Raw genomic sequence first — 12583 nt, 5'->3', positions numbered from 1 at the left:
CCTACTCCGGCGTCAGCCCGCCGCGGGCCAGTCGGTCTCCGGCCCGTTGATCTCCAGGAACCGCTGGACGCTGCGCTCCTGCGCGTCGAGGCGGTCGGCCATCAGCCGCGCGTGCTCGGCCGCGCGCTCCAGGAAGTCCTCCAGCGCCTCGGCCGGCTCCTCGGGCAGCGGGTAGACGTGCGCGACGTCCTGCTGGGCGCACGCGATGCCGAGCGGCGGCAGGCCCGCGGCCAGCGAGCGCGCGCCGACGACCGGGACGACGACGAGCTGGCGCTCGGGCGCGACGAGCGCGATCGGCATCAGCCGGTGGGCGGGCAGCGCGACGGCGAGGTCGACGCTGCGCGCGAGCGTGACCCGCGACTCGGCGACGTCCTGCAGCGGCTGGGCCCAGATCGCCAGGACCGTGTCGGCGGCCTGGAGCGCGTCGCGGAACGTGCGCGCCTGCGCGGCGTAGGCCTCGCGCGCCTCCGCGCGCGTGTGGGTCTCCCCCAGGTCGAGGTCGACCGGGACGCGCAGGAGGTCGCGCGCGCCGAGCTTCTCGCCGTGGCCGTGGCCGCCGTTGGCGACGTAGGTCTGGATCGTCCCGAGGTCGCGGCGGCCGTGGAAGACGACCGTGAGCTCGTCGGCGAGCGCCAGCCCGTGCACCTTCAGGGCCACGGCGGCCGCGTCGTCCGGGTCCAGGAGCGCGCGGCGGAGCAGACCCTCCGCGTCGCGCCCGTCGTCCTCCTGGTGCTCGTCCATGTCCTACCTCCTGATCCTGCCTGCGAGGTCTACCCGTTTGATCGGACGAGCGGTAGGAACTTGCACTGCCGGATGGCCAGTTCGGGTCCGCGGGTAGGTTCCAGGCATGAAGCTGATCTACAAGCCGTTCGGGATCATCCTGGGGCTGCTCGCGGGCTTCGCGTCCAAGAAGCTCTTCGACGTCATCTGGGGGATCTTCGACAACGAGGAGCCGCCGAAGGCGACGACGCGCGACGCGAGCACGTCGAAGGTCCTGGCGGCGGCGGCCGTGCAGGGCGTGACGTTCAAGGTCACGCGGGCGGCCGTGGACCGCGCCGGCGCGAGGGGCTGGAACCACCTCTTCGGCGTCTGGCCCGGCGACAAGAGGCAGGAGAAGTCGGAGGCCGCCGAGGCCGTCCGCTGAGCTAGCGCCCGGGGGCGCGGACCACGAAGCCGCGGTCCTTCAGGTCCTCGAGCGCGTCCTCGAACGCGCCGAAGTCCTGGGCCAGCAGCAGGTCGATCGGCCGCCCGGAGCGGCCGGACGCCCGGACCCAGCGCCGCAGCGCGTCGCCGCTGACCTGCTCGCCGACCTCCGCGGTCAGCGTCAGCAGGATCGGCAGCGCGGGCTGGTGGTCGAGGTCGCCGCCGAGCACGCTCAGGGGATCGGCCCCAAGCGTCGTCAGCAGCTCGTCGTCGCTGAGCCCGAGGCGGTCCTGCAGGAGCGCCGCGGCGGTGGACGTCACAGCGCGCCTAGAACAACTGGTTCTCTCCGCCGAAGACCTCGGACACCGAGTCGTCGGTGAAGATCCGGCGGATCGAGTCGGTCAGCAGGTCCGCGCACGAGAGCACCTGGATGTTCTCGGGCGCACCCGGCCGCAGCGGGATCGTGTCGGTGACGACGATCTTCTCGAAGCCCGCCGCCTCGAGGTTCTCGTAGGCGTTGCCGCTGAACACCGGGTGCGTCGCGGCCGCGAAGACGCGCTCGGCGCCCTCGTCGCGGACCGTGTGCGCGGCGGCCTTCAACGTGCCGGCCGTGTCGATCATGTCGTCGACGATCACCGCGGTCTTGCCCTTGACGTCGCCGATCACGTAGCCGATCTCGGCGACCTGCTGGGCCGGGCGCTCCTTGTCCAGGATCGCCAGCTCGGCGCCGATCTTGCTCGCGAACTTCTTGTTCAACTTGACGCGGCCCGCATCCGGCGCGACGACGACGAGGTCGTTGAGCTGCATGTCGTCGAAGTGCTGGGTGAGCATCATCAGCGCGGTCATGTGGTCGACCGGGATGTTGAAGAAGCCCTGGACCTGGCCCGCGTGGAGGTCCATCGTCAGGACGCGGTCGGCGCCCGCGGCCTCGAGCATCCGGGCGACGAGCCGGGCGCTGATCGGCTCGCGCGGCGCGGACTTCTTGTCCTGGCGCGAGTAGCCGTACCACGGCGTCACGGCGATCACGCGGTGCGCGCTGGCGCCGACGGCCGCGTCGATCATGACCATCAGCTCCATCAGCGCGTCGTTGGCGGAGACGCCCGTGGCGGGGTTGCCGCAGATCGGCTGGATGATGAAGACGTCCGCGCCGCGGATCGACTCCTCGTAGCGGCAGTAGACCTCGCCGTTCTTGAAGGTCTTGAGCGTGATCGGACCGAGGTCCACGCCCAGCTTGCTCCCGATCTTGGCTGCGAGCTCGGGGTTGGCGCGCCCCGAGAACAGCATCAGGCGCTTGTCGTAGTCGATCGGAAGGCTCGTCGCCACCGGCATCGTCCGCGTCGGGATGCTCACGTCGCTCCGCATCGTAATCGCCTCTGCCGACAGCTGGCTGGTCACCCGGGAAGTCCTTAGTCGCGGTCCGCGTAGCCCTCGATGTTGCGCTGGCGCGCTCGCGCGACGGCGAGCGCACCGGCCGGGACGTCGTTGGTGACGACCGACCCAGCGGCAGTGTAGGCGCCGTCGCCGAGCGACACCGGTGAGACCAGCGTCGTGTCGACGGACGTCTTGACGTTCGCGCCGATCGTGGTCCGGCTCTTCGTCTTCGACTTGCTGTCGTAGTTGGCCGTGATCGTGGCCGCGCCGAGGTTGCTTGCGGGCCCGACGTCGGCGTCGCCGATGTAGCTCAGGTGCGGGACCTTCGTGCCCTCGCCGATGTTGGAGTTCTTGACCTCGACGAACGTGCCGACCTTGCTGTTGGCCTGCAGCTCGGTGCCGGGGCGCAGGTAGGCGAACGGGCCGACCGAGACGCCGTCGCCGACGGCGGTGTCGACGACGTAGGACTGCTTGATCGTCGCGCCGGAGCCGACGGTGGTCGCGCCCTTCAGCGTCGTCCCGGGCTCGATCGTCGTGTCTTGGCCGATCGTGACCGTCGCGTCGATGTAGGTGCCGGCCGGGTCGACGATCGTCACGCCGTTGCGCATGTGGCGCTCGTGGATCCGGCGCTGGGCGATCGCGGTGACGTCGGCGAGCTGGACGCGGTCGTTGATCCCGAACGTGAGCGCCGAGTCCTCGACGACGTGGGCGGCGACGATCAGGCCCTGGTCGCGCAGCAGCGTCAGGACGTCCGGGAGGTACCTCTCGCCCTGCGCGTTCTCGGTGCCGACCTGCGGGAGCGCGTCGGTCAGCGCCGCGTGGTCGAAGCAGTAGATCCCCGTGTTGATCTCGCGGATCTCGAGCTGCTCGGGCGTCGCGTCGCCGGGCGCCTTGGTCTCGACGACGCGCTCGACGTGGCCGACCGCGTCGCGGACGACGCGGCCGTAGCCGGAGGGGTCGTCGAGCAGCGTGGTCGCCATCGTGGCGGCGGCGTTGGCGCCGAGGTGGGCGGTGACCAGCTCCTCGATCGCGCTCGCCGAGACGAGCGGGACGTCGCCGGAGAGCACGACGACCGGGACGCCGGGCGCGGTCTCGGGCAGCGCGGCGAGCACGGCGCCGCCGGTCCCGTCGGCCTGCGGCTGGACGGCGGTCCGGGTGCCCTCGGGCAGCGCGGCGGCCAGGTCGACGCTCGGCGAGGTGACGACCACGACGCGCTCGGCGCCGGCCTCCTGCGCGGCGGCGACGGGCCACGCGACCATCGGGCGCCCGCAGATCTCGTGCAGGACCTTGGGCGTGGCGGACTTCATCCGGGTGCCCTGTCCGGCGGCCATCACGACGGCGGTGAAGGAGGTCACGCGCCGGAAGGCTAGAGGCCGCAAGCGGCTGACCACTCGGCGCGGCGGCGGCTCGCGGCGGCCGATCCTCGCGGTGTCACGGCGCGCGTACGTCAGAATGACTCTGCGGCATCCCGCTGGGGGATGGTGTAGGCGGCTAACACGGCGGGTTTTGGTCCCGCAATCCGGGGTTCGAATCCTCGTCCCCCAGCCTCCTTCTCCGTACCCGGATCGTCGTGGCTGGGCGCGGCCGCGGAGCGCCGGTGGGCGCCAGCCCATCAAGCTCCCGCGGCTGCGTCCAGGCGCGGCGAGACGGGTCGGAGGGGCCTGCTGCCTGCCCGGCCACCCCCGTTGTGGTCGGACAGGTCAGCAAGTTGGTCAGCGAACCATTGCGCTGAGGATGCGTCAGCACCATGCCCTGCCCGCGGGCCGGGATCAAGGTACGTCCGGTTCCTGAGTAGCCCAATCGGGGGGTTGCGTACCGCTGCCAGCTGGCCGTGAGAGCGGCGACGTGCCATGTCGGATCTTGGTCCGCAAACGGGCGCGTGGGCTTGGGCGTCGTCGCTGTGCCGCCGACGCCATTAGTGATGCTGCTGCGCTTCGCCCCCACCGCGCGCCTCCTCGCGCTGCCCGCTCTCGCCTGTGCCCTCGCCGCCGTGCCTGCCGCCTCCGCGGGCGCCGCGGACTTCCCGGCCCTGCCCGCCGACCTCAACCCGGCGCTGGCGGTCTCGACGGTCGCCTCGCTGCCGACGACGCCGGTCCTGCCGCCGCTCTCGCAGCCGGCCGCCGCGCCGGTCGTCGGCCTGCCCGGCCCGGACCGCCTGGTCGTGCGCGCCGCGGGCGGCGGCGTCCTGCTGGGCGAGGAGGGCGGCGACAGGCTGATCGGGTCGATCGGCCCGGACCACCTCGACGGCGGGACCGGCGCCGACGGCGCAACCGGCGGCGCCGGGGCCGACGAGCTCGACGGCGACTCCGGCGACGACACGCTCGACGGCGGCGACGGCCCGGACCGGCTCTTCGGCGGCTTCGGTCACGACCGGCTGGAGGGCGGCAACGACAACGACGTGCTCGACGGCGGCGCGGCGCCTGACGTGGTCGACGGCGGCCCCGGCGACGACCTCGTTCACGGCGGCAGCGGCGCCGACACGATCGACGCGGGGCCGGGCAACGACGTCGTCTACGCGGACTCCGGCCCGGACCGGATCGCGGCCGGCGACGGCGACGACGTCGTCTACGTCAACAACGGGACCGCGGTCGCGAGCGTCGACTGCGGCGCGGGCGACGACACGGTCGTCATCAACCCCTATGACAAGCCGGGCGGGATCTCCAACGCCCAGGCGGTCCGGCGCGGGGAGATCACGAACTGCGAGCACGTCGTCGAGGCGCCGGCGGTCAAGGACCCGACCGCGGGCCGGCGCGAGCTGGCGTCCGACAACGGCGCGACCGTCCACGGCACCGACCGCAACGACAACCTGCTCGGCGGCCACGGGAGCGACACGCTGCTCGGCGGCGCCGGCGACGACGTCCTCTGGGGCGACCGCAACCACGCGTCCGGCGGCCTGAGGTCGCACGACGAGCTGATCGGCGGCGCGGGCGCCGACACGGTCTACGGCGGCCGCGGCACGAACCACATCGACGGCGGCCCCGGTGCCGACGCGCTGCAGGGCGGCGAGGGCTCCAACGTCATCGGTGGCGGCGACGGCGACGACGTCGTCCGCCTGCGCGGCGCGGGCTCCAACGTCGTCAAGGGCGGCAACGGCAACGACTCGATCCTCGCCTTCACCCGCAGGCCCGCCTCGATCGACTGCGGCCCCGGCGGCGACACCGTCATGTACGGCCGCGTCAAGCCCCACACGCGCGGGTGCGAGAAGGTCGTCTCGGCCTACAGCAAGTCCGCGCGCAGCTCGCGCGACTGAGGGACGAGCTAGACGAGCGGCGCCAGCAGCGCGCGCAGCTCGGGCGGCGTCAGCGGGTCCGCGAGCAGGGCGTGGCCGTCGCCGATGGAGGCGAGGCGGCGTTCGGCGCGGAGCATGCCGAGCTCGCCACCCCGGGCCATCGCCGCGGCGACGAGGTCGTTGAAGGGCACGCCGATCAGCGCGAGCAGCTCGGGGTCGGCGGTGCTCAGGGCCATCAGGAACGGCGTGCCGTCGCCGGTCGCGGCGCTGCTCAGCAGGACGCCCGCGGCGAGGTCAGCACGGATCGCGTCGCGGTGCGCGGCGCCGAGGGCGGGGACGTCGGGCGCCACCAGGACGACGGGACCGTCGCCCGCCAGCGCAGCGACATCGTCGACCTGCAGCGGCTCGGCGCCACCGCCGAGCTCGCGGCCCCACGCCAGCGCGCGCTCGCGCATGGCGGCGCACAGCGCGGCGTCGCCGTCCGGGCCGAGCGCCTCGCGCAGCGCGGGCTCGCGCGGCGCGCTCAGGGCGTCCAGCAGCGCGACGCGCGGATGCTCAGAAGCCGAGATGCGAGCCCACCGGGTCGAGCGTCTCCAGCGCCGCGATCCGCGGCAGCGCGGCGGCGAGCGTCGCGGCGAACGAGCGCGGCGAGGCCTCCAGCAGGCGCACGAGGTTCTCGACCGGCTGCAGCTCCTCCTCGACGCCGTTGGCGTAGTCGGTCGCGTAGCCGAGCAAGGCATAGGGGATCTTCGCCTCGCCGCACAGGACCGTCTCGGGCCCCGCGGTCTGCGAGACCGCCGTCACGCCGACCGCGGCGAGCGTCCGGATCTCGGCCCGCGTGTTGAAGCGCGGCCCGTCCACGTGGCCGTAGACGCCGCCGGCGCGCGCCGCCAGCCCGGCCTCCGCCGCGCCTTCGAGCAGCGCCTGGCGCAGCGCGCCGTGGAACGGGCTGCCGAAGACCCAGTGCGCGCGGTCCGCGGCGCCGGGCTCGGTGTGCAGCGTGCAGATCGACCCGTCCGGCAGCCGGTTGGACAGGAAGTGCAGGTCGTCGAAGACGACCAACGACCCCAGCTCGACGCTGCGATCGACCGCGCCGCAGACCGTCACCGCCAGGACCGCATCCGCACCCCGCTCCCGCAGCGCCCACACGTTCGCCTGGTGCGTGACCTGGTGCGACAGCCGCGGATGCCCCGGCAGATGCCGCGAGACATGCAGCACGTCGACGCCCGCGAACCGCCCCTCGGTGACGGTCACGCCACCGAACGGCGTCGTGACCTCGACCGCCTCGGCGTCCGCGAAGTCCGGCAGGGCATACGTGCCCGAGCCCGTCAGGATCCCGATCTTCATGTGCCCGGGATCCTAGGAGGCGGCGCCGCGCGCCGCCGCGGGACTACTGGACGCTCGACGGGATCGCTGCGTTGGCCGTGCCGGCCGACGAAGAAGTCTGCGTGGTCGTGCTGCCCTGCCCCGGATCCGGGGTCGGGTCCGCCGGCGGCGCGGGGTCGGCCGGGGCCGGCGCCGGGTCGGGCGTCGTGTCGGCCGGCGGCGGCGTGGTCTCGGCCGGCGGCGGCGTCGTGTCGGCGGGCGGGGTCGTCGAGCCGTCGGTCGGCGCGGTGGTCGAGCCGCCGTCGGCCGGAGGCGTCGTCGTGCCGCCGTCGCCCGGAGGCGTCGTCGAACCGCCGTCGTCCGGAGGCGTCGTCGTGCCGCCGTCGTCCGGAGGCGTGGTCGAGCCGCCATCGTCCGGGGGCGTCGTGGTCGTGCCGCCGTCACCGGGGCCGGTGTCGGTCGGCGGAGGCGTCGTCGTGCCCGGATCGCTCGTGGTCGGCGTGCCCGGGTCCGGCGTGAAGGCGGAGCTGGTGGAGCCGCCGGCGCCCGTGCTCGTCCCGGTCGCGCCGGTCGAGCCGGCGTCCGTCGGGTTCGACGGCGCGCCGTGGCTCTTCTCCCACGTGTCCGGGATGCCGTCGTTGTCGGTGTCGTCGCCGGAGGCGACGCGCGTCGAGCCGGTCGGCGAGGTCGAGGTGCCGGTGGAGTTCGCCGGGTCGCGCGTGCCGTCGATCGACGACGACGGCTGCGGGCCGACGCTGAAGCCTGATCCGTCCTGCGCGGCGACGCGGGTCGCGCCGGTCGTCGAGCCGCTGCCCGTCCCGGCGCCGGAGCCCTCGGTCGCGCTGCCCCCGCCCGCCGCGGGCAGCGAGCCGCCCGCCGGAGCCGGGATCGTCGTGCCGATCGCCGCGATGCCCGACTGCCCGCCGAGGCCCGGCAGCAGCGCCGCGGTCCCGCCGACGCGCGTGGCACCGGCGAGCAGCGCGGCGCGCGTGCTCTGACCGGCCGGCGTGGAGTTCTCGGCGACCGCGATCGGCGCCGTCGGCAGCTGCACGTTGCGCGCCGAGTCGCCGGCCACGAGCGGCCAGTGATCGAAGTGGAAGACCGACCCCTTCAACACCGTGGCACCGGTGCCGATGAGCGAGAGCGCCGCGGTGACACCGGCGGCGGCGAAGAGGTGGTCGTGAGTGCGGTGCTTCATGCGGAGGGTTCTGAGGGTGAGCTGGACATCCCCTCACCCCTAGGTTTCGGCGCCTGCGGGCCGGTTCTCAAGTGGGGTGAGGACCCGATGTCCGCTCGGAATTCCGGGGACTTCAACGGTTCCCGCTTTCCTGCGCCATCGGGAGCATCATAGTTGGCGCGTTACCGCTCTTCAAGTTGGCTCCAAACCTCCTCATCGCTCCCCCATGTCCGGTCAGAAGCCGGACAACGTCATCCCGCGAGGGTGGCCGGAATGCCCCTGTCGAGGGACCGCGGGCTACCCCAGCCGGGGGACCGCCCGAGCGTCCTCGCGCCAGCGCGAGAAGTCAAGGCCTCCGAGCCGACCGGGCGCGCGGGGCGTCAGTCAGCCGCGGCGGGGCACGCGGCCACCGCCGGCGCCCTGCTCGGTCGCCGGGCCGCCGCGGGCGGCGATCCCGAGCACGCGCATCGCCTTCAGCCCGAGGCTGAGCTTCTCGCGCCCGTCGGTGGACCCGACGTCGAGGCCGGAAAGCTCGCGCACGCGCTCCAGCCGGTAGCGGATCGTGTGGCGGTGCGTGAACAGCCGCTGGGCGGTGCCCGCGACGTTGCCGTCGGCGTCCAGGAACGCCTCGACCGTCACCACGAGGTCGGTCTCGTACTGCTCGTCGTAGGCGACGAGCGGTTCGATCGTCTCGGCGTAGAAGCGCTGCAGCTCGGCCGGGTCCTCGCTCATCGCCGACAGCAGCAGCCGGTAGGCGCCGGTGTCGTCGAAGGCCATGACGCGGTGGCCCTCCTCGCCGCTGTCGCCCTCGGCGACGTTGGCGGCCAGCAGCGCCTCGTTGCCCGCGCGCGGCAGGTCGCCCGGATCGGTCGCCAGCCGCGACCGGCCCAGCGCGAACGAGTGCCCCGGCAGCGACGCGCCGAGCTCGCGCAGGACCGCCTCGCCGACGCGCTCCGCCGCCTCCGGGTCGTCGCCCGGGATCAGGATCGCGACCTCCGAGCCCCGCGGGTCCGGCCTTCCGGACGACGCGACGACCGTGCCCGGGACCGCCGCCCTCGCGCCGCGCTCGGCGACCGTGACGACCCGCTCGCGCCAGCCCTCCTCGGCCGGCACGTGCAGCTGCGCGCGGATGACGAGGACCGCCGCGCCCGCGCTGACGTCCACGCCGATCGCCTCGGCGCGCTCGACGACCTCGGCGCGGTCGGTCAGGCGGCGCCCGAGCAGGTCGTGCAGGAACTCCGCGACCGCCAGCTCGCTGGCGCGCTTCGGCGCCCGGACCCGCTGGACCTCGGACGCGACGAGCGTCAGGACGATCCGCAGCACCATCGTCGGCACGTCACCGTCACCGTCGCCGCGCGGACGGACCCGTAGCTGGCCGACGGTCTCGTCCGCGACGCGCAGGTCGTGGACCTCGACGCCGGGCGCGTCGCCCAGCAGCCCGCGCTCATCCGCCGGCGACCTCGCGGCGACGGCCAGCACGGCGCCGGACCGGTCGGTCAGCGCCAGGCTCGCGTCGTCGAACGCGCGCGCAGCAGCACGGATCACCTCAGGCAGGCCCGCGCCGGACTCGACGGCGTCGGTGACGGCATCCAGGGCCTCGAGGTCGATTCCGGCCGGCGTCCTCGGAGCCGGACTGGACATATGTGGAGAAGTTTAGGGGCCGAACCGGTGTATGAGGAGCGCGACCTGGTCGCTTCGGCAGCTCTTAGACACCAATGCGGTCCCAGAACCACACGATGAGCGCGCCGCCGGCCGCGCCCACGCCGACGAAGGCGGCGAGGACGTAGAGGCTGAGGACGGCGGCGGCCGCGCGTTGCCAGATCCGGGAGTAGGCCGTCCAGGCCGGGACCAGGATGAACGCGACGTAGGCCGCCAGGCCGAGGACGGCGCAGCAGGCGCCGACGAGATAGGTGACCTCGGTGTTGCTCACGTGCGGTGCCCATTGTGACGCAGGAAGGCGACGACCAGCCCCGTCATGCCGCAGAGGCTGAACACGGTCGCGCCCATCCCCCACCCGCCGATGACGTCGGAGAGGTAGTGCGCGCGCAGGTAGATCCGCGTCAGCCCGATGACCGCGGCGAGGATCACGGCGGCGGTGATCACCGCGGTCGTCCTCGCCAGCCCGGGCAGCGTGCGCGTCAGCACGACGGCGATCGCCACCCACGCGAACGCGTACGCGGCGTGCGCGCTCGGATACGACTGCCCGGCGGTCTCGACCAGCGGGTGCGGCGGCCGCGGCCGGTCGACCGCGTCCTTCGCGATGTGCACGGCGACGTAGGTGATGATCAGCCCGCTCGCGAGCGTCGCGCTCTCGATGATCCGCCGGCGCGTGAGCAGCAAGATGATGGTGATCACCGTCGCCGCGCCCACGACCGGCAGCGACCCGAGGTGCGTGACCGCCCTGGCGATCCCGTCGAGCGCGTCGCCACGGATGTCGTCGGCCCACCGGAACGCGGTCGCGTCGCCGGGCATGTCCGACCTGTCGTTCAGGCCGATCGCGTTGGCCGCGTAGGCGAACGAGCCGACCGCGGCGATCGTCAGCGCCGTCGTCAGCTCCAGGCCGAGGTCGCCGGGCGTGATCCGGTTCCAGAAGAAGACCAGCGGCCCGCGCAGCCAGCGCGCGACCGGGTAGATGATGTACTTGCCCAGCGGCCGCAGGACCGGACGGTCGAGCTGCTTGTCGATCCAACGCGCGGCGGCCTCGCGGTTCTCCTCGACGCGGAAGTGGCGGTAGGCCCACACCGCCGCCGCGACGACCACGATCACCGTGCCGAGCGCGAGCGTCCCCTGCTCGGCGTAGTGCAGCACCTTGTCGAACGACTGCCAGAAGACGTAGCCGAGGACCAGCAGCATCGTCGCCCAGCAGCCCGCGCCGAGGACGTCGTAGGGCAGGAAGCGCCGGAACGGCATCCCGCTGCTGCCCGCCAGGAACGGGTTGACCGCGCGCACGAGCCCGACGAAGCGGCCGAGGAAGATCGCCTTGCCGCCGTGGCGGTCGAAGAACGCCTCGACCTGCCTGATCCGCGGCTCGGTGATCTGCACCCTCGGCCCGTGCTTGACCAGGAACTGGCGGCCGAGCCGGCGGCCCGCGTAGAACGAGGCGAGGTCGCCGAGCACCGCGCACGTCCACGTGATCCCGATCAGGACGACGAGGCTGATCGTCCCCTGCCCCGCGACCACGCCGCCGAAGATCAGGAACGTCTCGCCGGGCGCGATCAGGCCGACGAACGCGCCGGTCTCGAAGAACGCCATCACGCCGACGACGAGGTAGGTCCAGTTGCCGAGCGTGTTCCCGGCGTCCTCGACGATCCTCTTGAAGTCCGGCAGCTGGATCAGGCCGGAGCCGTAGATCAGGCAGCCGATGACGACGATCACGCCGCCGATCAGCAGCGTCGGCTCGAGCTTCTTGCGGCGGAAGAACAGGAACGCGGCGATGGCCGCCGCCGCGACGAGCGGGCCCGGCTTCACGCGGCGAGCACCTCGCCGCCGTGGGGGCCGACCGGCTTGGCGACCTTGCAGCCGGGGAAGTGCTCGTCGCGCGCCCGCTTGGCGGCGTGGCGGTCGTGGAAGAGGCCCAGGACCGTGGGGCCGGAGCCGGAGACCATCGCGACGTCGGCGCCTGCGTCGCGGACGCGTCGGAGCGTGTCCCTCAACTCGGGCCGAAGCGACAGCGCCGCCGGCTCCAGCTCGTTGACGCACAGCTCGTCCGGGAGGTCGTTCACGCCGCCCTTGACCGCGTCGAGCGCCTCCGCCAGCCGCTTGGCCTTCCGCGGCAGCCCCAGCCGATCCGCCTCGCGGAAGACGTCGGGCGTGCGCAGCGGCTCCGGATGGGGCACCACGAGCACGCCGTACCTCGCGACCCCGGGGATCCGCTCGACGTTCTCCCCCGCGCCGGTCGCCAGGACGCGCCCCGGTCGCACCTGAGCCGGGACGTCGGCACCGAGCGTCACCGCGATGTGATGCAACAGCTCGTCGTCGTCGATCTTCGACACGCGCGAGAGGAGGCGCAGCGCGGCCGCCGCGTCGGCGCTGCCGCCGGCCATCCCGGCCGCGACCGGGAGGCGCTTGTCGATCGAGACCTTCACGCGGTCGCCGTCCCAGCTCGTGGCCTTCCGGAACGCGGCGATCGCGGTCGCGACCAGGTTGGGGCCCTCGACGCCGGGGCACTCGACCACATCATGGTGCTCGCCCTCGGGCGCCCACTCGATCCGCAGGCGGTCGGCGAGCGTCACCGACTGCATGATCGACACCAGCTCGTGGCGGCCGTCGCGCTCGCGCGTCGGGCCGAGGAACAGGCAGACGTTGATCTTCCCGGGGGCGCGGGTCTCGAGGCGCAT

The 12583-nt window shown here is 73.4% G+C and carries 13 protein-coding genes and 1 tRNA gene; 3 read left to right on the top strand and 11 right to left on the bottom strand.

Annotated elements, in window-relative coordinates:
- Positions 1-12 precede the first annotated feature (12 nt).
- Positions 13-741 (bottom strand): hypothetical protein, encoded by a 729-nt coding sequence (locus H030_RS0123575; protein WP_027007941.1) that lies wholly within the window; start codon positions 739-741, stop codon positions 13-15.
- 106 nt (positions 742-847) lie between these two features.
- Here H030_RS0123575 and H030_RS0123570 point away from each other — a divergent pair, with 106 nt between their 5' ends.
- Positions 848-1144, top strand: a complete 297-nt coding sequence (locus H030_RS0123570; protein WP_027007940.1) for a DUF4235 domain-containing protein — start codon at positions 848-850, stop codon at positions 1142-1144.
- A gap of 1 nt (position 1145) precedes the next feature.
- On the opposite strand, the gene H030_RS0123565 is transcribed toward H030_RS0123570, so the two are convergent.
- The 3 genes from H030_RS0123565 to glmU form a co-directional block, all read right to left on the bottom strand.
- Positions 1146-1463, bottom strand: a complete 318-nt coding sequence (locus H030_RS0123565; protein WP_027007939.1) for a hypothetical protein — start codon at positions 1461-1463, stop codon at positions 1146-1148.
- 7 nt (positions 1464-1470) lie between these two features.
- On the bottom strand, positions 1471-2472 hold the full coding sequence (locus tag H030_RS0123560; RefSeq protein WP_419470653.1) for a ribose-phosphate diphosphokinase: 1002 nt from the start codon (positions 2470-2472) through the stop codon (positions 1471-1473).
- Between the two features lie 77 nt (positions 2473-2549).
- Positions 2550-3869: a bifunctional UDP-N-acetylglucosamine diphosphorylase/glucosamine-1-phosphate N-acetyltransferase GlmU gene (glmU, locus tag H030_RS0123555; RefSeq protein WP_027007937.1), complete on the bottom strand. Its 1320-nt coding sequence runs from the start codon at positions 3867-3869 to the stop codon at positions 2550-2552.
- Positions 3870-3986: 117 nt separating this feature from the next.
- Here glmU and H030_RS0123550 point away from each other — a divergent pair.
- Together H030_RS0123550 and H030_RS34650 are read left to right on the top strand one after the other, a co-directional pair.
- Positions 3987-4059, top strand: a tRNA-Gln gene (locus H030_RS0123550).
- Between the two features lie 376 nt (positions 4060-4435).
- Positions 4436-5764 carry a calcium-binding protein gene (locus H030_RS34650; protein WP_027007936.1) on the top strand — a complete coding sequence of 443 codons (1329 nt, stop codon included), beginning with the start codon at positions 4436-4438 and terminating at the stop codon, positions 5762-5764.
- A gap of 8 nt (positions 5765-5772) precedes the next feature.
- On the opposite strand, the gene H030_RS0123540 is transcribed toward H030_RS34650, so the two are convergent.
- The 7 genes from H030_RS0123540 to H030_RS34640 all read right to left on the bottom strand — a co-directional run bounded on the left by H030_RS0123540 (position 5773) and on the right by H030_RS34640 (position 12583).
- The gene (locus tag H030_RS0123540; RefSeq protein WP_027007935.1) at positions 5773-6198 is read right to left on the bottom strand and encodes a hypothetical protein; all 426 of its coding nucleotides are present in this window, start codon (positions 6196-6198) and stop codon (positions 5773-5775) included.
- Between the two features lie 100 nt (positions 6199-6298).
- Positions 6299-7090: an MTAP family purine nucleoside phosphorylase gene (locus H030_RS0123535; protein WP_027007934.1), complete on the bottom strand. Its 792-nt coding sequence runs from the start codon at positions 7088-7090 to the stop codon at positions 6299-6301.
- A gap of 43 nt (positions 7091-7133) precedes the next feature.
- Positions 7134-8267, bottom strand: a complete 1134-nt coding sequence (locus H030_RS37785; protein WP_051223537.1) for a hypothetical protein — start codon at positions 8265-8267, stop codon at positions 7134-7136.
- A 363-nt stretch (positions 8268-8630) separates the two neighbouring features.
- Positions 8631-9887, bottom strand: a complete 1257-nt coding sequence (locus H030_RS0123525) for a PucR family transcriptional regulator (protein ID WP_027007933.1) — start codon at positions 9885-9887, stop codon at positions 8631-8633.
- 64 nt (positions 9888-9951) lie between these two features.
- The gene (locus tag H030_RS0123520; RefSeq protein WP_027007932.1) at positions 9952-10176 is read right to left on the bottom strand and encodes a hypothetical protein; all 225 of its coding nucleotides are present in this window, start codon (positions 10174-10176) and stop codon (positions 9952-9954) included.
- Positions 10173-11714, bottom strand: a complete 1542-nt coding sequence (locus H030_RS0123515; protein WP_027007931.1) for a bifunctional DedA family/phosphatase PAP2 family protein — start codon at positions 11712-11714, stop codon at positions 10173-10175. The genes H030_RS0123520 and H030_RS0123515 overlap by 4 nt, the downstream gene beginning before the upstream one ends.
- On the bottom strand, positions 11711-12583 hold the full coding sequence (locus H030_RS34640; RefSeq protein ID WP_051223535.1) for a 4-(cytidine 5'-diphospho)-2-C-methyl-D-erythritol kinase: 873 nt from the start codon (positions 12581-12583) through the stop codon (positions 11711-11713). Before H030_RS34640 ends, H030_RS0123515 begins: the two co-directional genes overlap by 4 nt.

Source organism: Conexibacter woesei Iso977N (assembly GCF_000424625.1).
Taxonomy (GTDB): Bacteria; Actinomycetota; Thermoleophilia; order Solirubrobacterales; family Solirubrobacteraceae; genus Baekduia; species Baekduia woesei_A.
Note: the sequence above shows the minus strand (reverse complement) of the source record. Positions and strands in the feature narration are given on the sequence as shown.